The organism is Micromonospora sp. WMMA2032, assembly GCF_002688545.1.
GTDB classification, from domain to species: Bacteria; Actinomycetota; Actinomycetes; order Mycobacteriales; family Micromonosporaceae; genus Micromonospora; species Micromonospora sediminicola.
This window is the reverse complement of sequence record NZ_CP024052.1, coordinates 476,169-501,030: the sequence shown is the minus strand read 5'-3', so window position 1 is coordinate 501,030 and position 24,862 is coordinate 476,169. Positions and strand designations below refer to the sequence as shown.

General features: G+C 75.6%; 26 protein-coding genes. 18 read left to right on the top strand and 8 right to left on the bottom strand.

Features of this window, described 5'->3' with window-relative positions; translation table 11 throughout:
* Window positions 1-5: 5 nt before the first annotated feature.
* Complete coding sequence (locus tag CO540_RS02220; RefSeq protein WP_253866374.1) at window positions 6-629, bottom strand: TetR/AcrR family transcriptional regulator; 624 nt, start codon at window positions 627-629, stop codon at window positions 6-8.
* Window positions 630-697: 68 nt separating this feature from the next.
* Between CO540_RS02220 and CO540_RS02215 the strand changes: the two genes are divergently transcribed.
* Window positions 698-1,852, top strand: coding sequence for an FAD-dependent monooxygenase (locus CO540_RS02215; protein WP_099160694.1), 1,155 nt, complete (start codon window positions 698-700; stop codon window positions 1,850-1,852).
* 25 nt (window positions 1,853-1,877) lie between these two features.
* On the opposite strand, the gene CO540_RS02210 is transcribed toward CO540_RS02215, so the two are convergent.
* On the bottom strand, window positions 1,878-4,199 hold the full coding sequence (locus CO540_RS02210; RefSeq protein ID WP_099160693.1) for a glycogen-debranching protein: 2,322 nt from the start codon (window positions 4,197-4,199) through the stop codon (window positions 1,878-1,880).
* A gap of 199 nt (window positions 4,200-4,398) precedes the next feature.
* On the opposite strand from CO540_RS02210, the gene CO540_RS02205 reads away from it, so the two are divergent.
* The 17 genes from CO540_RS02205 (at window position 4,399) to CO540_RS02125 (ending at window position 19,864) form a co-directional block, all read left to right on the top strand.
* Window positions 4,399-4,875 (top strand): nitroreductase/quinone reductase family protein, encoded by a 477-nt coding sequence (locus CO540_RS02205; protein ID WP_091574108.1) that lies wholly within the window; start codon window positions 4,399-4,401, stop codon window positions 4,873-4,875.
* A 141-nt stretch (window positions 4,876-5,016) separates the two neighbouring features.
* Window positions 5,017-5,820: a DUF3153 domain-containing protein gene (locus tag CO540_RS02200; RefSeq protein ID WP_253866372.1), complete on the top strand. Its 804-nt coding sequence runs from the start codon at window positions 5,017-5,019 to the stop codon at window positions 5,818-5,820.
* 143 nt (window positions 5,821-5,963) lie between these two features.
* Window positions 5,964-6,308 carry a hypothetical protein gene (locus CO540_RS02195; protein ID WP_091574106.1) on the top strand — a complete coding sequence of 115 codons (345 nt, stop codon included), beginning with the start codon at window positions 5,964-5,966 and terminating at the stop codon, window positions 6,306-6,308.
* Window positions 6,309-6,322: 14 nt separating this feature from the next.
* On the top strand, window positions 6,323-6,931 hold the full coding sequence (locus CO540_RS02190; RefSeq protein WP_091574105.1) for a glycine zipper family protein: 609 nt from the start codon (window positions 6,323-6,325) through the stop codon (window positions 6,929-6,931).
* Complete coding sequence (locus CO540_RS02185) at window positions 6,928-7,608, top strand: carboxypeptidase-like regulatory domain-containing protein (RefSeq protein ID WP_099160691.1); 681 nt, start codon at window positions 6,928-6,930, stop codon at window positions 7,606-7,608. The genes CO540_RS02190 and CO540_RS02185 overlap by 4 nt, the downstream gene beginning before the upstream one ends.
* Window positions 7,609-7,625: 17 nt before the next feature.
* On the top strand, window positions 7,626-8,870 hold the full coding sequence (locus tag CO540_RS02180; RefSeq protein WP_099160690.1) for a phage tail sheath subtilisin-like domain-containing protein: 1,245 nt from the start codon (window positions 7,626-7,628) through the stop codon (window positions 8,868-8,870).
* Window position 8,871: 1 nt separating this feature from the next.
* Window positions 8,872-9,354: a phage tail protein gene (locus CO540_RS02175; protein ID WP_091574102.1), complete on the top strand. Its 483-nt coding sequence runs from the start codon at window positions 8,872-8,874 to the stop codon at window positions 9,352-9,354.
* A 1,168-nt stretch (window positions 9,355-10,522) separates the two neighbouring features.
* Window positions 10,523-10,924 carry a hypothetical protein gene (locus CO540_RS30705; RefSeq protein WP_253866370.1) on the top strand — a complete coding sequence of 134 codons (402 nt, stop codon included), beginning with the start codon at window positions 10,523-10,525 and terminating at the stop codon, window positions 10,922-10,924.
* Window positions 10,924-11,682 carry a hypothetical protein gene (locus CO540_RS02165; protein WP_099160688.1) on the top strand — a complete coding sequence of 253 codons (759 nt, stop codon included), beginning with the start codon at window positions 10,924-10,926 and terminating at the stop codon, window positions 11,680-11,682. Before CO540_RS30705 ends, CO540_RS02165 begins: the two co-directional genes overlap by 1 nt.
* Window positions 11,683-11,803: 121 nt before the next feature.
* On the top strand, window positions 11,804-13,375 hold the full coding sequence (locus CO540_RS02160) for a phage baseplate assembly protein V (RefSeq protein WP_099160687.1): 1,572 nt from the start codon (window positions 11,804-11,806) through the stop codon (window positions 13,373-13,375).
* The gene (locus tag CO540_RS02155; protein WP_098744535.1) at window positions 13,375-13,713 is read left to right on the top strand and encodes a hypothetical protein; all 339 of its coding nucleotides are present in this window, start codon (window positions 13,375-13,377) and stop codon (window positions 13,711-13,713) included. The genes CO540_RS02160 and CO540_RS02155 overlap by 1 nt, the downstream gene beginning before the upstream one ends.
* Complete coding sequence (locus CO540_RS02150; protein WP_099160686.1) at window positions 13,710-14,150, top strand: GPW/gp25 family protein; 441 nt, start codon at window positions 13,710-13,712, stop codon at window positions 14,148-14,150. Before CO540_RS02155 ends, CO540_RS02150 begins: the two co-directional genes overlap by 4 nt.
* Window positions 14,147-16,774, top strand: coding sequence for a putative baseplate assembly protein (locus CO540_RS02145; protein WP_099160685.1), 2,628 nt, complete (start codon window positions 14,147-14,149; stop codon window positions 16,772-16,774). The genes CO540_RS02150 and CO540_RS02145 overlap by 4 nt, the downstream gene beginning before the upstream one ends.
* On the top strand, window positions 16,755-17,576 hold the full coding sequence (locus CO540_RS02140; RefSeq protein ID WP_099160684.1) for a phage tail protein: 822 nt from the start codon (window positions 16,755-16,757) through the stop codon (window positions 17,574-17,576). Before CO540_RS02145 ends, CO540_RS02140 begins: the two co-directional genes overlap by 20 nt.
* Window positions 17,573-18,490, top strand: coding sequence for a hypothetical protein (locus CO540_RS02135; protein ID WP_099160683.1), 918 nt, complete (start codon window positions 17,573-17,575; stop codon window positions 18,488-18,490). Before CO540_RS02140 ends, CO540_RS02135 begins: the two co-directional genes overlap by 4 nt.
* Before the next feature lie 114 nt (window positions 18,491-18,604).
* The gene (locus CO540_RS02130) at window positions 18,605-19,081 is read left to right on the top strand and encodes a hypothetical protein (RefSeq protein WP_099160682.1); all 477 of its coding nucleotides are present in this window, start codon (window positions 18,605-18,607) and stop codon (window positions 19,079-19,081) included.
* Between the two features lie 18 nt (window positions 19,082-19,099).
* On the top strand, window positions 19,100-19,864 hold the full coding sequence (locus tag CO540_RS02125; protein ID WP_099160681.1) for a hypothetical protein: 765 nt from the start codon (window positions 19,100-19,102) through the stop codon (window positions 19,862-19,864).
* On the opposite strand, the gene CO540_RS02120 is transcribed toward CO540_RS02125, so the two are convergent.
* Genes CO540_RS02120 through CO540_RS02095 form a run of 6 tightly spaced genes read right to left on the bottom strand, consistent with a single transcriptional unit; the run spans window position 19,857 to window position 24,858 of the window.
* A complete protein-coding gene (locus tag CO540_RS02120) occupies window positions 19,857-20,471 on the bottom strand; it encodes a bifunctional 4-hydroxy-2-oxoglutarate aldolase/2-dehydro-3-deoxy-phosphogluconate aldolase (protein WP_099160680.1) in 615 nt (204 codons plus the stop codon). The genes CO540_RS02125 and CO540_RS02120 overlap by 8 nt on opposite strands.
* Window positions 20,468-21,451 (bottom strand): sugar kinase, encoded by a 984-nt coding sequence (locus tag CO540_RS02115; protein WP_253866368.1) that lies wholly within the window; start codon window positions 21,449-21,451, stop codon window positions 20,468-20,470. The genes CO540_RS02120 and CO540_RS02115 overlap by 4 nt, the downstream gene beginning before the upstream one ends.
* Window positions 21,448-22,404, bottom strand: a complete 957-nt coding sequence (locus CO540_RS02110; protein WP_099160679.1) for a PmoA family protein — start codon at window positions 22,402-22,404, stop codon at window positions 21,448-21,450. The genes CO540_RS02115 and CO540_RS02110 overlap by 4 nt, the downstream gene beginning before the upstream one ends.
* Window positions 22,401-23,021 (bottom strand): hypothetical protein, encoded by a 621-nt coding sequence (locus CO540_RS02105; RefSeq protein ID WP_099160678.1) that lies wholly within the window; start codon window positions 23,019-23,021, stop codon window positions 22,401-22,403. Before CO540_RS02105 ends, CO540_RS02110 begins: the two co-directional genes overlap by 4 nt.
* On the bottom strand, window positions 23,018-23,881 hold the full coding sequence (locus CO540_RS02100; RefSeq protein ID WP_099160677.1) for a carbohydrate ABC transporter permease: 864 nt from the start codon (window positions 23,879-23,881) through the stop codon (window positions 23,018-23,020). The genes CO540_RS02105 and CO540_RS02100 overlap by 4 nt, the downstream gene beginning before the upstream one ends.
* Entirely contained in the window at window positions 23,878-24,858 is a 981-nt protein-coding gene (locus tag CO540_RS02095) for a carbohydrate ABC transporter permease (protein WP_099160676.1), read from the bottom strand. The genes CO540_RS02100 and CO540_RS02095 overlap by 4 nt, the downstream gene beginning before the upstream one ends.
* Window positions 24,859-24,862: the final 4 nt, after the last annotated feature.

Sequence of the window (24,862 nt, the reverse complement as noted above, 5' to 3'; positions counted from 1 at the left end):
CCGGCTCAGGCGCCGGTGAAGGCGCGCAGCAGGGTGCGCACGGCGGCGCGCAGGTCGTCCCGGCTGGCCGGGGTGCCGGGCGGTGGTGCGCTGAGCGCGCCGGCGCCGACCAGGCGGTCGAAGAGCAACCCGTCGACGAACGCCACGAACTGGTCGCCCTGCCGCAGCGGGTCCGCGGCGCCGGCCCGGGCCAGCAGCTCACGGGCCTGGACGCGCAGGACGCTGCCGTGGTGCAGGATCGCGCGCAGCTCGGGCCGGTGGGTGGCCTCCAGCAGGCAGGCGTACCGGGCCAGGGTCCGGTCGCGCCCCACGGTCAGCCACCGGTCGAGCACGTCCGCCACCCCGGCGGCGAGGTGGTCGAGCCCCTCCGGCCCGAGCGGCGGCGCGGGCCCGGTCGGCGCGGTGGGCAGGTCGTGGTCGACCAGGTCCGCCCGGTCGAGGTCGGCCAGGCGTTGCACGACCGCCTCGATCAGCGCCCGCCGGGTCCGCAGGTAGGCCGACGTGGTGCCGGGCGGCATCCCGGCGGCGGCGTCGACCGCGCGGTGGGTCAGCGCCCGCATGCCGCCGGCCGCGAGCAGCCCCACCGCCGCGTCGGCGAGCGTCGCCACCCGGGTCGCTCGTGCGCTCACGTCCACTCTCCTCAGCCGGACCCGACGGGGGTAGTATCGCTTTCTACATCTGTAGAAGGGGGCGTGGGGTGGGCGAACCACACGCGGTGGTGGTCGGCGCCGGGATCGGTGGGCTGGCGGCGGCCCTCGCGCTGGGCCGGCACGGGTGGCGGGTCACCGTGCTGGAGCGCGCCGGCCGGCCCCGGGAACTCGGCACCGGCCTGACGCTGATGGCCAACGCGCTGCGCGGGCTCGACGCGCTCGGTCTCGGCGACGCCGTCCGGCGCGACGGTGTGCCGGACACCCCCGGCGGGCTGCGCCGCCGCTCCGGCCGGTGGCTGTCCCGGATCGAGAGCGCCGACCTGGAACGCGCGCTGGGCACCACGGCGCTCGGCATCCACCGGACCGCCCTGCACCGCCTGCTGCGGGGCGCGCTGCCGGCCGGGGCGCTGCGCACCGGCGTCGAGGTCGTCGACGTCGACGCCGACGCGCCGTCGGTGACCTGCCGGGTGGACGGCACGACCGAGGTCCTGGCGGCGGATCTGGTGGTGGGCGCGGACGGGTTGCACAGCACGCTGCGCCGCCGGCTGTGGCCGGAGCTACCGCCACCGGCCTACTCGGGCTCGACGGCCTGGCGGGCGGCGATCGCCTGGCCCGCGCCGGTGGCGACAGCCGTCACCTGGGGCGCCGGCCGCGAGTTCGGCACCGTTCCGCTGGGCGACGGCGGGCTCTACTGGTACGCGGCGGAGGTCGCCGCGCCCGGCGGGCACGAGCCGGACGAACTGGCCGCCGTGCGGGAGCGGTTCGGCGACTGGCACGAGCCGATCCCGGCGCTGCTGGCGGCCACACCACCGGAGGCGGTGCTCCGGACGGACCTGATGCACCTGGCCACCCCGCTGCCGTCGTACGTGCGGGGGCGGGTGGCGGTGCTGGGCGACGCCGCACACGCGATGACGCCGCACCTGGGCCAGGGGGCGGGGCAGGCGATCGAGGACGCGGTGGTGCTGGGCGTCGTCTGCGCGGACGGCCCGGCGGACCTCGCCGGCGCGCTGGCCGCGTACGACCGGCAGCGGCGACCGCGCAGCCAGGCCGTCGCCCGGGCGGCCCTGCGCACCGCGCGGTACGGCCAGCAGGTGCGCAACCCGGTGGCGCTCGCCCTGCGCGACACGGCGATCCGGTTGACCCCGTCCCGGACGGCGCTGCGCGGTATGGCCCGGTACGCCGACTGGCAGCCGCCGGGCTGACCGCCGGCGCACCGGGCCCCGCCGCTCAGCGGGCGACCAGCAGCAGCAGTCCCCGGCCGCGCAGCAGGTAGGTCGCGCCCTGGCCGCCCACCGCCACCTCGGTGCCCGGGCGGGCCACCTGGTCCGGCCCCTCCGCCCAGGTGGAGGTGTCGGTGACCCGGTACCACTGCCGGCCGGGGCCGGGCGCGGGCAGCGTGAAGCTCACGTCGCCGGACCAGCCGTTGTAGCCGACGTAGACCGCCGCCGCCGGGTCGCCGAACTCGGTGCCGTCGATCCGCCAGCCGAGCGCGTGGTTGTTCGGGTCGTCCCAGTACGCGGCGTCCGGCGCGGTCCCGGCCGGGGTGAACCAGCTCAGCTGCGCCATCCCGTTGCCGTTGCCGTCACCGGCGGAGTAGAAGGTCGCCGGGCGCAGCGCCGGGTGCGCGGCCCGGAACGCGGCCAGCCGCGAGGTGAAGGTGCGGAACGTGGTCTGGTTGCCGTCCGGGCTCCAGTTCAGCCAGTTCGCCGGCGAGTCCAGGTTGTACGGGTTGTTGTTGCAGCGCACCCCGCGCAGCACCTCGTCGCCGCCGGTCAGCATCGGGGTGCCGGCGGAGAGCAGCAGCAGCGCCTGCCCGGTGCGGGCGGCCCGACGCTGGTCGGCCGGGGCGCCGCCCTGGTCCCACGAACGGTTGTCGTCGCTGCCGCCGTCGGACGGGCCGTACGGCCAGGGCTGGGTGTTGTTCTTGGCGGTGCAGGCGTACAGGTCGCGCAGCGTGAACCCGTCGTGGGCGACCAGGAAGTTCACCGAGTTCCCCGGCCGGCGGCCGTCGTCGCCGTAGAGGTCGGCGGAGCCGGCGATCCGGGTGGCGAGCCGGCCCGGGGTGACCGGGTCGTAGCCCATCCGGTTCTGGTCGCTGCGCACGGTGTCCCGGTACTGGCCGTTCCACTCCGACCAGCCGGCCGGGAGGTTGCCGACCTGGTAGGTGCCGTCGCCGATCGCCCACGGCTCGCCGATCCAGTCGACCCCGGCGCCCCCGGTGGCCGGCCGGGGCGGCATCTCCCGCACGATGCGGTTGAGCGCGGTGCCCGGGTCGGTGCGGCTGTACCGGTAGCAGCCGTGCTGGCAGGTGTTGCCCAGGACGGTGGCGAGGTCGTGCCGGAACCCGTCGACGCCGAGCGTGTCCTTCCAGTACGCCAACGAGTCGACGATCAGATCCTGGGCGACCGGGTGGTAGGTGTTGTAGTTGCCGCCGACGCCGGTGTTGTCGTACGGCGCCTGCCGGTCGGCGGTCAGCGAGTAGTAGGTAGGGTTGTCCAGGCCGCGCCAGGACCACAGGTCGTAGACCGTCGCGCCGCCGGCGGTGCGCGCCCCGCCCTCGCCGGTGTGGTTGTAGACCACGTCGAGCAGCACCTTGATGCCGGCGTCGTGGAACGCCCTGACCATCGCCTGGAACTCCCGGGTCGGCCCGCCGGACGACCGGTCGGCGGCGTAGCGCCGGTCCGGGGCGAACCAGTTCAGGGTCATGTAACCCCAGTAGTTGTCCCCGGCGGTGCCGGTCGGGTCGACGTCGTTGGTGTCGTTCTGCGTCTCCTGCACCGGCAGGAACTCCACCGCGGTCACGCCGAGCGAGGCGAGGTAACCGGCCTTCGTCGCGGCGCCGCGGTAGGTGCCCTGCCAGGCCGCCGGCACGCTCGGGTCGTCGCGGGTGAGGCCGCGCACGTGCACCTCGTAGATCACGTCGTCCTTGAGCGGGCGGGTGGGCTTGACGCCGGTGGCGCCGGTCGGTGCGGCGGCGAGCACGGCGCCCTTCGGCGCGTACGGGCCACTGTCCACGGTCCGGTACGCCGGTCCGGAGGCGTACACCGAGTCGTCGGTCGCGCCCGGGCGCAGCGGGTCGTGGCTCAGTTCCCGCGCGTACGGGTCGACCAGCAGCTTGTTGGGGTTGAACCGGTTGCCGGCGGCGTCGACGTCGGCCACGAAACCGGCGGCCGAGCCCTTCGTCCAGGCGCTGCTGTAGGGCCAGTTCGGCCCCCAGGCGCGGTAGCCGTACCAGACGGTGCCGGTGATGCCGTGGGTGGTGCGCAGCGTGGCGACGTCGACGGTGACGGCGAAGACGCCGGAGGCGTCCCGGCTCAGCACGTGGCTGACCTTCTCGGCCGCGCCGGTGGGGGTGGCGTACAGGTAGACGGCGATGCGGGTGGCGGCGGTCGAGTGGACCCGGAACGTGATGGTCGAGCCGGTGGCGTCGTAGCGGGCGCCGAGCGCGCGGGCGTCGACGGCGGCGCCGGCGGGTGCGGCGGCGGTGAGGCCCACGGCGGCCAGCACCGTGGCGAGGAGGAGGGCGAGGACCGGACGGGGTCTGGACATGGCGGTCTCCGACGGGACGCGGGGGTGGATGGTGCGTACGGACGCCGGCCGACTTCCGGTTGCTGCAAGACCTTGCAAGTTTTGCCGGAAAGATAACAGTCGATTTCAATCCGGTAAAGGGCCCGGCACCCGGGGCCGAACGGCCCTGGCCGGCGCCACCCGGCCGGGTCCGTAATGGAGGGGACGGAGGGAGATCCCGATGGGTACGGGGCCGTGGCACCGACAGCTGAGGTGGATGTACCGGGGTGGCCGGCCGAACCGGCTCGCCCGGGCGATGAACGCCCTGACCGCGGCGCAGTACGCCGCCGGCCTGGGCCCGCGGAACTGGGTCACCCTGGAGGTGCCGGGCCGGCGCACCGGCCGGACCGTCGCCGTGCCGCTCGTGGTCGCCGACCACGAGGGCGAGCGCTACCTGGTGTCCATGCTGGGCGAACGGGTCAACTGGGTGGCCAACGTCCGCGCCGCCGGCGGACGCGCGGTGCTGCGACGGGGCCGCCGGGAACCGGTGCGGCTGGTCGAGGTGCCGGTGGCGCAGCGGCCGCCGATCCTGCGCCGCCACCTGGCGCTGGCCCCCGGCGCGCGTCCGCACGTCCCGGTGGACCGCGACGCCCCGCTCGCCGATTTCACCCGGGTCGCCGCCGACCTCCCGGTCTTTCGGATCATCGCGGCGGAATGATATTCGCGAACAACCTTCCAGAATATCGATCGCCGGGGAATCCGGGGTCGTCCGAATGGGAGAGCCGGCCGGTAAGATCGGCGACAAAGCGCTGGCTGATCGCTGACTGCCGACCGTGACGCGACCGCCCACACTGGGCGCATGAATACGAGACTCCGCCGCAGCCGGGCATTCCGCCTCGCGGTGTGTCTCGCCCTCGTGGCGACACTGAGCGGCTGCATGCAGCTCAACCTCGGGCTGACCGTGAACACCGACGACACGGTCTCCGGCCAGCTCCTGCTGACCGCCCAGAAGTCCGTGCTCAAGCAGCGGAACCCGGACGTCGCGGCGGCCTTCGCCGAACTGCGGCAGAACATTCCCACGCTTCCCGCCGGCGTCGAGAGCCGGTACGAGGACGCCACCTACTACGGCATTCAGATCGCGTACCGGAAAACACCGCTGTCGCAATTCACCAGCGAAAGTGTGAATCTTGTCCGCGACGGCGATCTCTACCGCTTCTCACTGCCGCTGGATCCGAAGAAATACGGCGGAAAGGTGGCCGAGCAGGATCCGCGCAACCAGCAGGCGTTCATGACGCTGATGTCGTTCGAGATATCCGTGACGTTCCCCGGCCGGGTGCTCGACACGAACGGCGCGATCAACGGGCGTTCGGTGAGCTGGAAGGTCGTCGCCAACCAGCCCAAGCCGGCCGAGCTGCGCGCCGTCGCCGAGGCGCCACCCGCGCCCGCCACCAGCGCGGCCGTCGCCGCGGTCACCGGCGGCTCCTTCCCCTGGCTGCTGGTCGTCGGCGGCGTGGTGGTGGTGCTGCTGCTCCTGGTCGCGGTGGCGGTCGTCGTCCTGCTGCGACGTCGCTCCCGCGACGGCGCCGCCCCCGCACCGGTCGCCGCCACGCCCGCACCCGCGGCCCCGGCAGCGCCGACGCCTCCCACCGGCCCACCCGCCTGAGTCCCGCCGCAGCGGCCCTCCCACCACCGGCGAGGCCTCGCCGGTCCCCCACCGCCGACCCGGGCGCGACCGTGGCGACGCCACGGACCGCCGCACCATCCCACCCCGACCGCACCACCGCACGATCGAAAAGGGGGATCGCCGTGAACGATCTCTTCACCTGGGCCGCCCTGGGCAGTCTCACCGGCGCCAGCGCCGCCACCCTGCTCGCCACCAACGTCATCGGCGGCCTGATCGGACCGAGCGGCGACAAGGCGCGCAAGTGGATCGCGTTGGGCTTCGCGCTCCTGCTGTCCTACCTGACCGCCGCGTTCGCCGCCGACGCCGGACCGGAGAAGTGGATCATCGCGTTCTTCAACGGCCTGGTCATCTTCTCCGCCGCGCTCGGCATCAACCAGCTGCCCCCGGGCAACCGGCAGGCGACACAGGCGTCGCCGACCCAGCTCGCCCAGGGGCACGAGCCCCGCTTCGTCCGCTCCTGGGTCTGAGAGAGGTGACCCCCATGGTCTTCGGCATCATCAGCGCCGCCGTCCAGATCGTCTTCGGCGCCGTGCTCGGGCAGGCCGCCGCCGGCACCGTCGGCCTGCTGGTCGGCGCGGTCGTCGGACTGCTCGTCGGCGCGCCCTTCGGCTGGGCGGTCGCCTCCGCCGGCACGTACGGCGCCGACCCGAAGGGGATCTTCCTCTTCGTGGTCGACCACACCTGGAGCCTGCTCAACACGTTCGCCGGCGCGCTCTACCTGGCGCTGCACCTGGTCTTCGGCCACCAGCTCGACCGGGTCGTCTCGGCCGCCAGCGGCCGGGTCAACGTGGTCGAGGGCGTCTCCCCGAGGTACGCCACCACCATCGGCACGGTCTGCGCCGGCTCCAGCCCGGGCATCCAGCGGCACGAGGACGTGCACGTGTTCCAGGCCCGGCTGCTCGGCCCGCTCTACCTGCCGCTGGTCGCGCTCAACTACGCGCTGTTCACCATCGCCCCGGTGTGGCTGCTCTGGCACGACCACACCAACGCGCCGATCAACCGCTTCACCCGCTACTTCGAGATCGGCGTCTACCCGCACGTCTGGAACGAGGCCATCGCGTACCGGATCCAGGGGACGCCGCCGCGATGACCGGTGCGATCGAGGCGGCCGTCGCGGACGTCGCGGCCTGGCTGACCGGGACGGCGGGCGCGCCCGTCCCGGTCGGCCCGCCGCGCGACGACCCGGACGGCGGCCTCACGGTCTGGCCGCTGGAGCTGCGGCCGGCCCGGCAGACCGCGACCGGCGGCGCGGCCCGCGAGCCGTACCGGTTCGTGGTCCGGCTGCTGGTCAGCGGCGGCGGGCCGGCGGCGCTGCCGGCGCTGGACCGGGTGCTCGCCGCGGCCACCGCGGCCGGGCAGCCGGAGCTGGTGCTGGCCGCCGGCGACCCGGCGCTGTGGCGGGCGCTCGGTGTGGCGCCCCGGCCGGCGCTGCTGCTCGACGTGCCGGCCCGCATCGACCGGCCGGCGCCCACCGCGCCGCCGGTGCGGCAGCCGCTGCGGCTGCGGCAGCTCGACATGCGCACCGTGGCCGGCCGGGTGGTCGGGCCGCAGGACCAGCCGCTGGCCGCCCTGAGGGTGGAGCTGGTCGGCACCGCCCAGGCCACCGAGACCGACGCCACCGGCCGGTTCCGGCTGGTCGGCGTGCCGCACGACCCCGACGCCCCGGACGCTCCGGTGCGGATCCGGCTGATCGGCCGGGGGCGCGTCCACACCGCCGAACTCGACCCGAACGGCGACGACCTGGTCGTCGTCCGCGCCCCCGACTGACGTCCCGAGGAGGACCGATGCCCACCTACTTCTCCCCCGGCATCTACGTCGAGGAGGTGCCCGGCGGGGCCCGCCCGATCGGCCCGGTCGGCATGAGCACCGCCGCGTTCGTCGGACTGGCGCCCAACCGTGGCGCCCACGTCGGCCAGGCGCTGGCGGTGAACAGCTGGACCGAGTTCCTGCGCCTGTACGCCGACGGCGAGCACCTGGAGAGCACCCCGCTGGCCCGGGCCGTGTTCGGCTTCCTGGACAACGGCGGCACCCGCTGCTGGGTGGTCAACGTCGGCGAGGGCGGCCAGCTCACCGGCACCGGCGGGCGGCGCGGCGGCCTGCAACTGCTGGAGGCGATCGACGAGATCTCCATCCTGGCCGCCCCCGGCTACCACGACCCGGTCTCGCACGAGGCCCTGATCAGCATGGCCGAACGGCTGCGCACGATGGTGGCGATCTGCGACCCGCCGCCCGAGGTGGCCGACGTCTCCCGACTCACCCGGGTCGCCACCCCCGGCAAGCCCGCCAAGCCGGCCGAGCCGTCTGCCGGCAAGCCCGCCGAGGACACGCCGAAGGACGGCGACGACGAGCCGCCCGGCACCGGCGGCGACCGGCCCCGGCAGTCGGACTTCGCCACGTTCTACTTCCCCTGGATCCGGGTCCGCGACCCGCTCAGCGGCGACCTCGTCCTCACCCCGCCCAGCGGGCACGTGGCCGGCATCTGGGCCCGCACCGACGCGCTGCGCGGCGTGCACAAGGCCCCGGCGAACGAGCCGGTGCGCGGCGCGGTCGACCTGGCGTACCGGGTCACCCGGCCGGAGCACGACGTGCTCAACCCCAAGGGCGTCAACGTGATCCGGTTCTTCGCCGGCGAGGGCATCCGACTCTGGGGCGCCCGCACGCTCGCCGCCGAGGCCAGCGAGTGGCGCTACCTGAACGTGCGGCGGCTCTCCATCTCCATCGAGCAGGCGATCGCCAACGGCACCCGGTGGATGGTGTTCGAGCCGAACGACTTCACGCTGTGGCGCTCGATCCGCCGCGACATCGGCGCGTTCCTCACCCGGGTGTGGCGCGACGGCGCGCTGCTGGGCCGCACCCCCGAGGAGGCGTTCTTCGTCAAGTGCGACGAGGAGACCAACCCGGCCGACGTACGCGACGCCGGGATGGTGGTGGCGCACATCGGCATCGCGGTGGTCAAGCCCGCGGAGTTCGTGGTGTTCAAGCTGAGCCAGTGGGCCGGCGGCACCGAGACCGAGACGATCGGAGGCTGACATGCCCACCACGGCCACGCCGCAGCCGGGCGCACCCGTCGACCCGTACCGCGCGTACCACTTCAAGCTGCTCATCAACGGCATCACCAACGGGCACTTCACCGAGGTCAGCGGCTTCGAGGTGGCGATACCGGCGCTGTCGTACCGGGAGGCCGGCAACGAGCGCATCCGGGCCGTGCCGGGTCAGGTCGAGTACGCCCCGGTGACCCTCCACTTCGGCCTGACCAGTTCACGCGAGCTGTGGGACTGGGTGAACGCGGCGGCGAAGGGCACGGTCAACCGGCGCAACGTCTCGGTGGTGCTGCTCGACCCGGCGGGCACCGCCGAGGTGCTGCGCTGGAACATGATCAACGCCTGGCCGACCCGGTGGCGGGGCGCGCACCTCAACACCCTGTCGCAGGAGATCGCCATCGAGGCGCTCACCCTGGCGTACGAGGGACTGGAGCTGGAGGCCGGCGGTGCCGCCGCCCCGACGACCGCGTGACCGGCTGGCCCGCGCCCTGCGGGCCGCCGCCGACCGCCTGTCCGGGCCGGGCTCACCGTCGTCACCGGAGGACGTGCCGCCCCCGCCCGGCCAGCCGCCCGAGCACTGGCGGCGTCTGGTGGCGGCGCACGCGCCCGGCCTGCTGCGCGACCTTCCCCCGCCCCGGGACCCGGCTCACGTCGACCGGCCGTCCGGCGCCTCCTCCCGTGCCGGTCGGCCGGTGAGCGGAGACGCGGACCGGTCTGCCCGCGGCAACGCGGACCGGTTTCCGGCGCGACGAGCTCGGGCGAGTCGGCTGCGGCGGAGCTGGAAGGCACTGTGGCGCGGCCTGCCCCGATCCCGGCAGCGCTCCCTCGCTCCCGATCCGTCGAGATCTTGGTACGAAAAGGCCCCTGGAGGGGCCGTTTCCTACCAAGATCTCCCGCAGCTCCCGGACGGCGAGACAGGGGTCTCGGGTGGTGGGAGCTCCGCGTCGTCGGGGGTGTGTGCCGACTGCGGCGGGACGGGTCGGCGCGGGGGCCGGGCACGGGAGGACATCGGTGGACGGGGTGCCGCACCGGCGGGCCCCATCGGTGGGCCGGAGACGGGGGTCGACGGCGGGCCGGCGCAACGGGGCACGGCACCACCCGACACGGGATCGCCGCGGCCGGGATCGGCGTCCACCTGGGCGGTGGTGGGGAACGAACCGGCCGGGACGGGATGTTCGGCGGCGGGTACCGGGTTCCCCGCCGGCGGTGACGAGCGGCCGGGCGACCCCGCGGCGCCTTCCATCGCGCCGGCGTACCGGTCGGTGCCCGGGTCAGGCGGCCCGAAGAGAACGCCGCGCATCGCCGACACGGCGCACACAGCCGGCGGCGCGGGCGCGACCGGCGGGACCCGTGCAGCCGGCGCGACCGGTCCAGCCGGCATGACCGGTGCAACCGGGCCGAATGGCTACGCGGGCTCGGCGGCCACGACCGGCACGGTCGGTTCGGCACGCATGGTCGACGCAGCCGGCGCTGTCGTGTCGCGCGGCGGTAGGCCGTTGCGCGCACCGGAGCGGACATCGTCACCCGCCCGACGGTCCGACCGCGAGGACCTCGCGCCGGCCAACCGTGGCCGCGGACCGCACCCGGGTGACGTCGCCGGTGCAGACCTCCCGTCCAGCAGGGGGGACGGACACCCGTTCGTGACCGCTGCCGCGCTACCGGCGCTGCGGCCGGCACCGGCCACCCGCGACGGCCGGCGTGTTCTCGCCGAGTCCGCCGGCCACCACCCAGGGCAGGTCACGGGCTCGCCGTACCCGGACGGACACGACGCGGCACCCGGCGGCGAGTTCCCGGCGCGACCGGGGCAGCGATCCGCCCGCCCCGCGTCCGCCGGCCCCTGGCCCGCCCTGCCGACCGACGCGGAGCCGACCCGCACCACTGCCCCGGCGCCGACCGGCGCGGGCCGGGCGACCGAGGGCGGCGCGGCAGACGCGGATCCGTGGCCGGCGCTGCCGGGCGAGCCGGTGCGGTGGACCCCGGCGACGCGGGCCGTGCCGTGGGGCGACACGGCGCGGCTGGACCGGGAACAGGCGGGTGGCTGATGGAACGCGTCGCCTTCCTCGTGGACGAGTCCGGAAACCGGGTCGACTGCCTGCTCAACCCGGAGACCGTGCAGGTGACCCGGCTGGCCGGAGTACGCCCGCGCGGCGGCCCCGACGGGCCGCTCGTCGGCGCCGGCCGGGCCGACGATCCACTGGTCTTCACCGGCGGCGGTCGGACCGAGCTGGTGCTGGACCTGCTCTTCGACATCGACTTCGTGGAGTCACCGACCCGCCCGGCGGACGTGCGCGCGCTGACCCGTCCGCTGTGGATGCTGGCGGAGAACTCGACCGTCGAGCACGGCTGGCCGCGCCCGCCGCTGGTCCGGCTGGTCTGGGGCAAGACCTGGAACGTGCCCGGCGTGATCACGGCGATCGCGGAGCGCTTCGACGCGTTCACCCTCACCGGCACGCCGCGGCGCTCCTGGCTGCGCCTGCGCCTGGTGCGGGTGGCGGAGACCGCCGACGCGGCCCGCGCCGGCTTCGAGGAGGAACTGGCCGCGGCGAGCACGCCGACCGTGGCGCCCGGGTCGGCGGTGGTCGCCGCCGCCGACGGCGCGGCCGAGCCGGGCTGGTCCGGGGTGCGCTTCGACCTGCTGGCCCACGACGCGCTGGGCTCGCCGCTGCGCTGGCGGCTGCTCGCCGAGCACAACCGGATCACCGACCCGCTCGCGGTGCCGGCCGGCACCGCGCTGGCGGTGCCGGCGACCGGCGTCGCCGGCCCACCGCCCGACGCCACCACCACCGGAGGCGCCCCGTGACCACACCACCACCCGCCCCGACCCGGGCCGGCGCCACCCTCGCCCCGGTCACCCTGCGCGCAGCGGACGAGAGGCACGCCGACCGGCGACCGCAGCCCCGCACGCCGAGAGCGGGCCGGCCGTGATCCGGGCCGTGGCGGTGACCGTCGACGGTCGGCCGCTCGCCGACCCGGCCCGGCTGCGCGGCATCCGGGTGGCCGCCCGGCTGGACCAGCCGACCCAGTGCGAGCTGGCCCTGGCCACCGCCCCCGGCGCGGGCGCCCTGGACCCGCCGGTACGCCCCGGCGGCGCCCTCGACGTCCGCCTGGACGGGCAACCGGAGACCCTGTTCGCCGGCGAGGTGACCGCCGTGGAGGTGGAGTACGCCGGCGACGGCGCCGCGCTGCTCCGGATCCGGGCGTACGACCCGCTGCACCGGCTGCGCAAGCGCCAGGAGCTGCGGGTGTTCGAGTCGGTGACGGCCGCCGAGCTGGCCGGGGAACTGTGCGCCGGGCTCGGGTTGAGCGTGGCCGCCGAGGACGACGGGCCGCGCCTGGACCGGCTGCTCCAGCACCGGCACACCGACCTGGAGCTGCTGCGCGAGGTGGCCGGTCGGGCCGGGCTGCGGCTGGCCGTGGACGGCGACCGGTTGCGGCTGTTCACCCTCGACGGCTACGGGGACCCGGTCGCGCTGACGCTCGGCGAGACCGTGCACGCGCTGCGGGTCACCGAGAACCTGGACCGCGCGGGCCGCGAGTGCGCCGCGCTGGGCTGGCACCCGCAACGCGCCGAGCCGCTGGCGCAGCGGGCCGACGAGGCCCGCAGCGGGCGGCGCATCCCGCTGCGCCCGGATCCGGGCGACGTGGGCGCGGACGGAGTGCGCACGGCGGTGGACCAGCCCGGGCGCAGCGACGACGAGCTGGCCGCGCTGGCCCAGGCCGGGCTGGACGCCCGGGTCGCCGCGCTGGTCACCGCCGAGGGCACGGCCGAGGGTGATCCCGCGCTGCGGCCGGGTCGACGGATCGCCCTGGCCGGCGTGCCCGAGCCGGTCGCCGGCGTGTACGTGCTGACCGAGGTGGTGCACACCGTGGACGCGGACGGACACCTGACCCGGTTCTCCACCGTCCCGCCCGCCCCGTCTTCGGCCGCCGCGCCGCCCCCGGCCACGGTCACCCTCGGCACGGTCACCGACGTGGACGACCCGGACGGGCTGGGCCGGGCCCGGGTGACGCTGCCCGCGTACGGGGACCTGGACGCCGGCTGGCTCGCCGTGCTCTGCCCGGGCGCGGGCCGGGGCAAGGGGATCGTCGCGCTGCCCGACCCGGAGGACACCGTGCTGGTGGCCCTGCCCGGGGGCGAGCCGGCCTCGGGCGTGGTGCTCGGCTCGCTGTTCGGCGCGGTCGAGCCGTACGACGCGGGCATCGTCTCCGGGCGGTCCCGCCGCTGGTCGATGCGGACCGGCACCGGCCAGTCGATCGTGATCGACGACGACGGGCGCACGCTGCGGCTGGCCACCGACGCCGGCAGCTTCGTCGAGCTGCGCCCCGAGCTGACCACCGTGCACGCCGCCGGCGACCTGGTGCTCTCCGCGCCCGGACGGGCCATGGTGGTGCGCGCCCGCACCGTGGACTTCCTGCACGCCCCGACGGCGGAGGACGCCGAGACCGCCGCCGCCCAGGCCCGTACGCTCGCCCGCGCCCACGGAGGTGGCTGATGCGCTGGATCCACCGCGACTCGCTGATCACCTGCGGACACGACGGGCGGGTGGCGAACCGCCCGTCGCAGCACTGGGTCACCGTGCGGGGTGTCCCGGTGCTGGTGCGACCCGACCCGGAGGAGCGCGACATCACCGCCTGTCCGAACTACGGCCCGACGATCAAACCCTGCCTGCACACCAAGACCGTCACCGTGGGTTACAGCACCTGGCTGCGGGTGGACCGCCAGCCGGTGGTGCTGTCGCACCTGGACGGCCTCACCGACGGCACCCCGCCGGGCACCGTGCACCACCAGGTCCGCGACCCGCGGCAGGCGTTCCTGGGGGCGGACGCATGAGGGCCTTCCGCTTCGTCGGCGCCGGCTTCGACGCGGGTCGCGCCGGTGGCCTGGCGCTGACCGCCGCCGGCGGTCTCGCCATGACCGAGGGCGACGAGACGGTACGCCAGGCGCTGTACCTGCTGCTGTCCACCACTCCCGGCGAGCGGCTGATGCGTCCCGGCTACGGCTCCCGGCTGCACCGCCTGGTGTTCGCGCCGAACGACGACACCACCGCCGGACTGGCCATCCACTATGTCCGGCAGGCGATCCGGCGGTGGGAGCCCCGGGTGGAGGTGCTCGACGTGGACGCCGGGCCGGACCCGGACGACCCGTGGCGCCTGGTGATCCGGCTGGACTACCGGGTGCGGGCCAGCCTCTCCCCCGGCCAGCTCGTGTTCTCCGTGGACCTGCTCCCCGCCGACGACGACATCCCTGACGAGGAGGGCACGTCATGACGCTGCCGGTGCCGCACCTGGACGACCGCGCCTTCCTCGACCTGGTCACCGAGGCTCGGGAACGGATCCGCCGGTCCTGCCCGGACTGGACCGACCTGTCCGCGCACGACCCGGGCGTGGCGCTGCTGGAGGCGTTCGCCTACCTGACCGAGGTGATGATCTACCGGCTGAACCAGTTGCCGGAGAAGGCGTACGTGGCGTTCCTGAACCTGCTCGGCGTGAGCCGGCACCCACCGGCGGCGGCCTGGGCGGACGTGCGCTTCACCCGCACCGGCGCGGACCGCGGCGCGGTCCGGGTGCCGGCCGGCACCCGGGTCGCCGCCGCCCGGGGCGCGGACCCCCGGCCGGTCGTCTTCGTGACCACCGAACCGGCGGTGCTGCCCGCCGGCGAGACCACGGTGACGGTTCGGGTGCACCACTGCGAACCGGTCGAGGCGGAGCTGCTGGGCACCGGCACCGGCCAGCCCGGTCAGGTGTTCCGGGCCGCCCGCGCGCCGCTGACCCGCACCACGGAGGCGCTGGACCTGCTGCTCGGCGTGGAGGTGCCGACCGGTTCGGTGGAACTGGGCGCCGCCGCCCGGGAGCACGAGGGGCGCACGTACGAGATCTGGCGGCCGGTGGACAGCTTCGCCGGTCTCGGCCCGCAGGCGAAGGTCTACCTGGTGGACCGGGCATCCGGGGTGCTCACGTTCGCCCCGGCGCTGGACCTGCGCCCGGCCCACGGGGACGACCCGGCCGTCGAGGGGGCGGCCGGGGTGACCACGGTGGCGGCGGTGCCGCCGGCCGGGCGGCAGGTGCGGCTCTGGTACCGGTGCGGCGGCGGGCCGGCCGGCAACGTCGCGGCGGGCGTGCTCACCAGCCTGCGCGACCCGCTGCCGGGGGTGAAGGTGGACAACCCGGAGCCGGCCACCGGCGGCCGCGAGCTGGAGTCGCTGGAGTCGGTGCTGGCGCGCGGGCCGTACGAGTTCTTCGCCCAGCAGCGCGCGGTCACCGCCCGGGACTTCGAGATCCTGGCCGCCGGGTCGGGCGCGGTGGCGCGGGCACGGGCGTTCACCCGCGCCGCCGTCTACAGCTTCGCCCGCCCCGGCGAGGTCGAGGTGGTGCTGGTGCCGTACGTGCCGCAGGCGACCCGGCCCGGTGGCCGGCTGCCGGTGGCGGTGCTGCGCGAGCACGAGGTGGAGGAGGCCCGCCGCCGGGTCGAGGCCGACCTGGAGCGGCGGCGCGCCCTGGGTACGGCGGTGCGCGCGAGCTGGGCGCGCTACAAGGCGGTCTCCATCCGGGCCCGGGTGGTGGTGCGCCGCGAGGAGGACGTCGACGCGGTCCGCCGCCGCATCCACGACCGGCTGCACCAGACGCTGAGCCCGCTGCCCACGCCGCTGAACCCGACCGGGTGGGCGTTCGGCGAGCCGCTGCGCGCCTCGAACGTCTACCGGATGCTGGAGCACGCCGAGCCGGGCGTGCGCTACGTCGAGTCGGTGCGGTTCGTGGTCGACGAGGCGCCGGACGCGCGGGTGCGCACCGTCGCGGTGGACCAGTACCAGCCCGACACCTGGTACGCCGGCGGCGGCCCGGTGCTGTTCCGCTCGACCAACGCCGGCGCGGGCTGGGAACCGGCCGGCCGGTTCGACGACGACGAGACCGTGGTCCGGGTGGTCCCCGCCCCCGCACCGGCCCGCCCCGGCGTGGTGCCCCGGGCCGGCTCGGTGGCGGTGGTGACCGCCCGCGACGCCGGCGGTTCCCGGGTACGGCTGAGCACCGACCTCGGCGAGACCTGGACGCTGCTCACCGACCTCGACTCGGGCGTACGCGACCTGGCCTGGATCGACCGGGACGGCACCGGCGCGCTGCTGCTGGCCACCGACGCCGGCCTCTACGAGGTGCCGTTGCTGCCCGGCGCGGTGCCGTTGCAGATCCTGGTCGACCCGGCCGACGCGGACCGGGGCTTCTACGCGGTCCGCTCGTTCGTCTCCGAGCGGGGCGCGCCCGGGGTGGCGGTGGCCGCGCAGGCCGGCTTCGGCGTCTACCTGTCCACCGCGGCCGGCCGGCCGGGCACGTTCGCCCACGTCGGCCTGGCCAACGTGGACAACCGGGTCCTCGCCGTGCAGTACGACGGCCCGGCCACGCTGCTGTGGTGCGGCGCGGGCGAACCGGACCCGAAGAAACCCGGCCAGGGCTGCCACCGCACCCGGCTGTTCGAGTCGGACGTCAAGTGGCAGTCGATGGCCGCCGGCTGGATCGGCGGCACCTGCCGGGACCTGGCGTTCAGCGGCCCGCTGGCGCTGGCGGCCACGCAGAGCGGCGGCGTGGTGCGGCTGGACACCCTGGCCGGGCAGCCGCAGTGGCAGTCGGTGATGGTCAACTGCGGCCTCCCGCTGCGCGACCGGACCCGCTTCGTGCCGGTGGACGCCATCGCCGCGACCGCGCCCTCCGGCGCGTCGGGCGCCGGGCGGCTGGTCCTGGCCGGCGGGGAGCGCGGCGTGTTCCGCAGCGGTGACGCCGAGGACTGGGCGGCCAGCGCCAACCAGGCCACCGCCGACGTGGTCACCGTTCCCGGCACCTGGCTGCTCTGCTCCGGCGAGCACGACATCGAGGTGGTGCGGCAGGATGCGTCGAACGGCGATTGAGCGGCTGCTGCCGGCCGCCTACCAGCGGGCCGCCGGCCCGGGCAGCGTGCTGGGCGCGCTGCTGGACGTGATGGAGGCGTTGCACGCCCCGGACGAGGCGGTGCTCGCCGACGTCGACGCGCTGTTCGGGCCGTACCGGACGCCGGACGGGTTCGTGGCGTACCTGACCCGGTGGGTGGCGATGGACCACGTGGTCGCCGCGCCCCGCGTCGACGCGCCGCTGCCGCTGCCGGTGGGCCGGTTGCGGGACCTGGTCGCGCACGGCGCGCTGCTGGCCCGGTGGCGGGGCACCCCGTACGGGATGCGCACCGCCCTGGAACTGGCCACCGGGGTGACCGGGTTCGTGCTGGACGAGCCGGCCGACCGGCCGTTCCACCTGGTGGTGCGGGTGCCGCCAGCCGCCGTGGACCGCATCGCGCTGGTCACCCGGATCGTCGAGGCGGAGAAACCGGCCGCGGTCACCGTCGAGGTGCTCGCCGCCACCGACGCGCCGCCCGGCGAACCGACGCCGCCCACGGACCCACCCCCGCCCGACGCCGCGCCGCCCGACCCCGCGCCGCCCGACCCCGCGCCGCCCGACCCCGCGCCGTCCGACCCCGCGCCGTCCGACCCCGCACCGTCCGACCCCGCGCCGCCGGACCCCGACCCGCCCGGTCCGGAGCCGGCCGACCCGGCGCCGACCGGTCCGGAGGCCGACGAGACCGCCCCGGACGGCGCGACCGGGGTGGCGTCGGTGCGCGCGGTCGGCCGGGCGCACGTGCCCCCACCCCCGCCCCACCAGCCGCCCGAGGAGCCGTCATGACCACCGAATGGACCGTCGTCGCCGCCGCCGAACAGTTCACCCTGGACGCCCGCAACGCCGGGGAGCTGACCTTCACCGTGTCGAACCCGGGCACCGCGCCGGACACCGTGGTGTTCGACGTCGCGCCCGGCGAGGGCAGCCAGCGCGCCTGGTTCACGGTCGCCGAGCCGCAGCGGGTGGTGCCCGGGCAGGGCTCGGTGTCGTTCCTGGTGCGGCTCGCCGTGCCGCCCGGCACGCCGCCGCGGCGCTACGACATGACCGGGTTCGCGTACTCGGCGAACACCGCTCCGGAGGAGAGTTCCCGCTCCAGCGGCCGGGTGACGTACGACGTGCGCGCGGTCGTACCGCCGAAGCGTTCCCCGTGGCCGTGGCTGGCGGCCGCGGCGGTGCTGCTGCTGGTGGTGACCGGCGTGGTGGTGTGGTTGGTGACCCGCGGCCCGGACACCGAGCCGCCGCCCCGGGCGGCGGTGACGGTGGAGGCGGAGACGCTCGTGGCCGGCGCCGCCGTGCAGTCGACGACCGCCGCGAAGGCGGAGGTGGTGGCGCAGGAGAACTGCTGCGACGTGGTCTGGTCCGGCGACGCGCAGTTGTTCTTCCTGGGCCGGGCGGTGGGCGACCGGGTGACCGTGCAGGTGGACCTGCCGACGGACGGCACCTGGCGGTTCTCCACCGTGCGCACCACCTCGTTCGACTACGCGAACACGATCTGGCTGGTCGACGGCCGGCAGGTCGGCGACACGTTCTTCGGATTCACCCCGACCGTGGTCCGCACCGACGAGGTGGACGTGGGCACGGTGGAGCTGGCCCGGGGGACGCACAAGCTGACGCTGGTGGCGGTGAGCAAGACCCAGGGCACCGACCGCTACTTCGCCGGGGTGGACCAGATCCGCTTCACCCCCGCCGGGCAGCCGTGAGCGCGAGGAGTGAGCCGGTGTTGCGAGCCCCGCAGCCGCGAACAGAGAAGGCACCGTGAGCGCGAGGAGTGAGCCGGTGTTGCGAGCCCCGCAGTCGCGAACCGAGGGAACACCGTGAGCGGGCGGCAGAAGGTGCTGCTGGTCGCGCTGGCCGTGGTGCTGGTGGCGCTCTACGTGGTGGCGGTCGCCGGTCGGGGCGACGACCGGGGCGACCCGGCCGCCGGGCCGGGGCCGCTGGGCCGGCTGGGGCGCGGCGCCGGGGCGGTGGACCCGGCGACGGTGGGCGTGGCGTGCCTGCCGCCGGCCGCCGACCCGGCCCCGACCGCCGACGGCGTGGTGGTCGCGTTCGGCGCCACCTGCCGGCTGCGCGTCGCCGATCCGGGCGCGCTGCGCACGCTGGTGCTGCGGGGCGCGGCGCCGTTCGAGGTGACCGCCCGCGCGCCCGGCGACGCGGACGTCACGGTCACCGACGAGGTGACGCCGGGGCCGGACGGCGCGGCGGTGGCGAAGGTGGCGGTGGACCGGGAGACCGAGGTGCTCCTGCGCTGTCCGGGAGGTGGCGGATGCGCGGTCACGCTGGCCCGGTCCTGACCGGGGTGGAGGCGCGAGATGGGTGAGCTGCGCAAGCCGTTCCTGTTGCTGGCGCTGTTCGCGGTGGCGCTGGTGGTCGCGGTGGAGCTGGGCGCCGCCGCGCTGACCGGCGGCGGGGACGCGGGCGGGGCGCTGCGGGACAGCGCCGGACAGCTCGGCGTCGAGCTGGGCGACGTGGGCGGGGTCAGCGAGCCGTCCGGGCGGGGCACCGGATATCTCGCGCTGATCGACGTGGTGGCGCTGTGGACCACCGGGCTGTTCTGCCTGAGCCTGGTGCTGCCGGACCGGGTCCAGGGCCGGGTGCAGGGCGCGGCCACGCTGGTCTTCTCGATCGTGCTGCTGCTGGTGTCGATCGTGCTGCTGGTCGTCGCGTTCGTCGAGCTGACGGTGATGGTCTCGCTGTTCCTGGCGCCGCCGTTCGGCACGCTGGCGTACCTGGCGGTGTGGGGGTTCTTCCCGGTCGGCGACGCGGCCGTGCTGCTCGGGCTGGCGCTGCTGCTCAAGCTGGTCTGGGCGGGCCTGCTGCTGGCCGCCCAGCCGCGTTTCCTGCGCAACAAGGGGCTGGTGCTGCTGGCGCTGACCACGCTGCTGTGCACGGTGGTGCTGCAGTTCCTGCACGGTCTGGTGCCGGTGATCCTGGTCAGCATCCTCGACGACCTGGGCGCGGTGGTCTTCGCCGTGGTGGCGCTGATCTGGGCGCTGGTGCTGCTGATCGGCTCGATCCCGGCGATCGTGAAGGCGGTGCGCACCACCGCGACCACGTCCGGCCGGACGGTCAGCTGACCGGGCCGGCGGTGGCCAACGCGGCCAGGCGGGGCAGCTGCGCCGGGTCGGTGAGCGCCGAGCCGACCGCCACCACGCGCACGCCGGCGGCCAGGAACTCGGCGGCGTTGCCGGCGTCGATGCCGCCGGTGGCCACGAAGCACGCCTCCGGCAGCGGGCCGGCGACGGCCCGGAACCAGGCCGGGCCGAGGCTGACCGCCGGGAACGCCTTGAGCCAGACCAGGCCGTGGTCGAGCGCCTGCTGCGCCTCGGTCGGGGTGGCCACGCCGGGCAGGTGCGGGATGCCGTAGCTGACCGCCGCGTCGGCGACCGCCAGGTCGAGGGCGGGGGCGACGGTGAAGGCCGCGCCCGCGCTCACCGCCTGGCGGACCTGCGCCGGGGTGCGGACCGTGCCGGCGCCGACGATCCGGTCCCGCCGCCGGCCGGCCGTCACGGCGGCGCGCAGCGCGGGCACCGCGCCGGGGGTCCGGATCGGCACCTCCACCACGGCGATGCCGAGGTCCCAGGCCAGTTCCGCCAGGCGGACCGTCTCCGGGGGCGGCAGGTCGCGCAGGATCACCATCACCCGCGCGTCGCCGAACACCGGCGTGAAGTCGTGCGCGGTCATCCGCCGCTCCCTCCGTCGTGCCGGTACGCCCCGGCCGCCCACTGCGTGTCCGACAGCGCCAGCGCCCGCGCGGTCCACATCGGGTCGGGCGGCGGGGCGGTGTCGCCGGGCACGGCCAGCACCCGGGCCGCGGTGAGGTGGCCGGTCCGCAGGCAGGATCCCAGGTCGAGCCCGCGCAGCGACCCGGAGAGGAAGCCGGCGGCGAACGCGTCCCCGGCGCCGACCGGCTCGACCACGTCCACCGACACCGCCGGCACGAACACCGCCGGTCCGGTTCGCGGCAGCGCTGTCGCACCGACCGGCCCGTCCTTGACCACCACCAGGTCCGGCCCGGGCAGCAGGTCGCGGACGGCCGCCGGCCCGGTGACGCCCCACAGCGTCACCGCCTCGTCCAGCCCGACGAGCACCACGTCGGCGTGGTCGGCCAGGTCGCGCAGGACCGGGGCGGCCCGGTCGGCGGGCCAGAGCGCCGGCCGGTGGTTGACGTCGAAGCTGACCCGGGCGCCGGGCAGCGCCCGCCCGGTCAGCGCCTGGACGAGCAGGTCCCGGCAGGAGTCGGAGAGCGCGGCGGTGATCCCGGACAGGTGCAGCAGCCGCGCCCCGGCCAGGCGCGGGTGGGCGAGGTCCCGGGCGTGCAGGCGGCTCGCGGCCGACCCGGCGCGGTGGTAGTGGACCCGGGTGCCCGACGGTCCGGGGTCCTTGAGGTAGACGCCGGTCGGGGCGTCCCGGTCGACCGCGACCAGGGAGACGTCGACCCCGGCGGCGGCGACCTCGGCGACCACGCGACGGCCGAACGGGTCGTCGCCGACCCGGCTGACCCAAGCGACGCGGTGGCCGAGCCGGGCCAGGCCGGTGGCCACGTTGGACTCCGCGCCGCCGACACCGACCGCGAGCAGCGCCGCGTGTTCCAGCGGCCCGCCGTCGGCGGGGGCGAGCACCGCCATGGTCTCGCCCGCGCAGACGACCTGCGGGCCGTTCACGCGCCGCCCACCGGGCCGAGCCGGGCCGGGACGTCCGCCGGGTCGAGGTGACCGTCGGCGACCAGCACCCGGTGCCGGTTGCGGCGGGGCCGCCCGGCGGCGACCACCGCCGGCCGGTCGAACGCGTACGCGACGCAGACGCCCGGGTACGCCGTGGTGCGGACGAACCACCGGTCGCCCGGCCCGAGGCCGGTGAAGACCAGGGTGTACGCGCCGCCGCCGGGCCCGGTGCCGAGCAGCGCCAGCCAGGGCGCGGCCGAGCCGTTGACGGCCTCCTCCCCGACCGCGTCGGCGGTGTGCACCCGGGGTTCCCCGGTCGCCGCCGCGCGCCAGAAGAACCCGCCGTAGCCGGCCCCGCCGGGGCGGCCGTTGGTGGCCGGGCTGCCCAGGTGGACGTCGGCGCCGGTGGCGGAGCTGAGGGTGGCGGACAGGTCGAGCCACCAGGCGTCGTCGCCGGCCGGTGCGGCGGTGACGGTGCGGTGCTCGCGCAGCAGCGTCCGACCGTCCCGGTCGCGCCAGTCGAGGTCGTGCTCGAGCCGGTCGGCGGCCCGTGCCCGCCAGCCGGTGTGGGCGATGACGCCGTGGTCGTCGCGCCAGGTGTAGCCGAGGTCGCGCACGTACGTCCGGCCGCCCCAGAGGTTGGCGCCGTCCACGTCCTGCACGGCGAGGGACGCGCCGAGGTGCCAGACGTGGTCGGCCGGGCGCGCGTCGGTGACCGGTGTGCCGGCCCGGGTCCGCACCGGGTGCAGGTGGGGCCGGGGCCCGTGCCGTGGGTCGAGGTCGGGCCGGACCACGTAGCGGGCCACCTCGACGCCGGCCACGACCAGCCGCTCATCGGCGTCGCGTGCCGCCTCGGCCGGGCCCGCATCCTGGGTCTCCCGGACGATCGCCGGAACGTCCTCCCGGCCGACCGCCGCGCGGTGCGGCGCGGCGGCCCGGCGGTCGGCGGTCACGACGGCTCCGGCGGGCGGCGGGCGTCGACGGCGTGCAGCGCCGCGAGGGCGTACCCGCCGAGGATCGGCACCGCGACCGGGGTGACGAGCACCGCCAGCAGCACGGCCAGCACGCAGACGCCGGAGGCGGCGGCCCACACGCCGGGGCGCTGCGGGCAGGCACGCGCCGCCCGCCGGGCGGCGGCCCGCCAACCCCGGCCACCGGTGCGCCCGACCGCGACGGCGACCAGGCCCGCGTACCCGAGCAGGACCGCCACCACGACGGCGGTGAGCGCCAGGGCGGGGCCGCCGCCGGGCACCCGGCCGCCGGCGAGCGCGAGCAGGTCGGCCGCGAGCACCGCGGCGGCGGCGAGCGCGGCGGCGCTCACCGCCAGCCCGGCGGGCAGCGCGCGGCCGAACCGGGTCAGGCTGGTCCGCGCGTCGGGCCACGACCCGGTGACGTTCCGGTCGTGCAGCGCGGCGCTGGCGGTGGCGACCGCCGGGGCGAGCGTGAGCACCGGCAGCGCGGCGACCGCCACGGCGAAGCCGAGCAGCGCCAGGTCGCTCGCCTCGCGCAGCGTGTCCCGCCAGTCGGTGCGGGCCGGCACGGCGTCGGTGGGGGCGGTCCCGGCGCTCATCCCTTCAACCCGCTGGTGTTGATGCCCTCGACCAGCATCCGCTGGAAGGCGAGGAAGAACAGGAACACCGGCAGCAGGGACAGCACCGACATGGCGAACATCGGGCCGACCGCGCTCTGGCTGGTCGAGTCGATGAACAGGGTCAGCGCCACCGGGACGGTGTAGTCCTCCAGGTTGGACAGGAAGACCAGTTGCCGGAAGAAGTCGTTCCAGGTCCAGATGAACGAGAAGATCGCGGTGGTGACCAGCGCGGGGCGGCTCAGCGGCAGGATGACGTGGCGGAACACGCCGTACGGGGAGGCGCCGTCGATCCGGGCCGCCTCGTCCAGCTCGCGTGGGATGCCGCGCATGAACTGCACCATGAGGAAGACGAAGAACGCCTCGGTCGCCAGGAAGTGCGGGATGAGCAGCGGCAGGTACGGCCAGTCGCCGCCGACCAGGCCGAGGGTGCGGAACAGGATGTACTGCGGGACGATCAGCACGTGCCCGGGCAGCAGCAGGGTGCCGATCATGACGGTGAACCACACCTTGCGCAGCCGGAACCGCAGCCGCCCCAGGGCGTACGCGGCGAGCAGGCAGGACAGCGCGTTGCCGACCACGGTCAGCAGGCTGACCAGGGCGCTGTTGAGGAAGAACCGGCCGAATCCGACGTCGAAGTTGGTCCAGCCGTCGACGTAGTTGCCGGGGGTGAACCGCTCCGGCAGCAGGCCGACGTTGTTGACGATCTCGGCCGGCGACTTGACCGAGGTGCCGAGCATCCAGATCAGCGGGTAGAGCACCACCGCCACGATCACCAGGAGCACCAGGAGGCGCAGCGCCTGCCGGTTGCCCGGGCGGCGGCGGACGGGCACGGCGGTCATGATTCGTCTCCGTCCGAGTAGTGCACCCAGAACCGGCCGGTGCTGAAGAAGACGGCCGTGATCACCGCGATGGCGAGCAGGAACACCCAGGCCATCGCCGAGGCGTAGCCCATCTCCAGGTCGGTGAAGCCGGAGATGTAGAGCTTGAGCGTGTACATCAGGGTGGAGTCGACCGGTCCGCCGGTGCCGTTGCTCAGCACGAACGCGGCGGTGAAGCCCTGGAAGCCGTGGATGGTCTCCAGCACCAGGTTGAAGAAGATCACCGGGGAGAGCATGGGCAGCGTGACGGCGCGGAACCGCCGCCACGTCCCGGCGCCGTCGACGGCCGCCGCCTCGTACAGCTCGGTGGGCACCTGCTTGAGCCCGGCCAGGAAGATCACCATGGGCGCGCCGAACTGCCAGATCGCCAGCACCATCAGCGTCTGCAACGCCCAGTCCGGGTCGGCGACCCAGGGCAGCCCCTCGACGCCGAACAGGGCGAGGAACGAGTTGAACGCACCGTCCCGGTTGAACATGTTGACCCAGACGATGGCCAGCGCGACGCTGCCGCCGAGCAGCGACGGCAGGTAGAACAGGCCGCGGAACAGCCCGACGCCGCGCCAGGCGCGGTTGAGCAGCAGCGCCACGCCGAGCGCGGCGGCCAGCTTCAGCGGCACCGCGACCAGCGCGAACGTCAGCGTGACCCGGACCGCGTGCCAGTACGACGGGTCGGCGGTGAACATCCGCTCGTAGTTGGCCAGCCCGACCCAGCGCACCTCGGACAGCGGGGTGAGGATGTCGTAGTCGGTGAAGCTCAGCCAGAGCGAGAGCAGCATCGGGATCGCCGTGACGCCCATCAGTCCGATGAGCCAGGGCGAGAGGAAGACGTATCCCGCCAGGCCCTCGCCGAGCCGGGCCCGGCCGGCCCCGCGCCGCGTGGGGCGGGGGCCGGCCGGTCCGGTTCGTGAGGTCCGGCCGGGCGCCGTGGTGAGGGCCACGGTC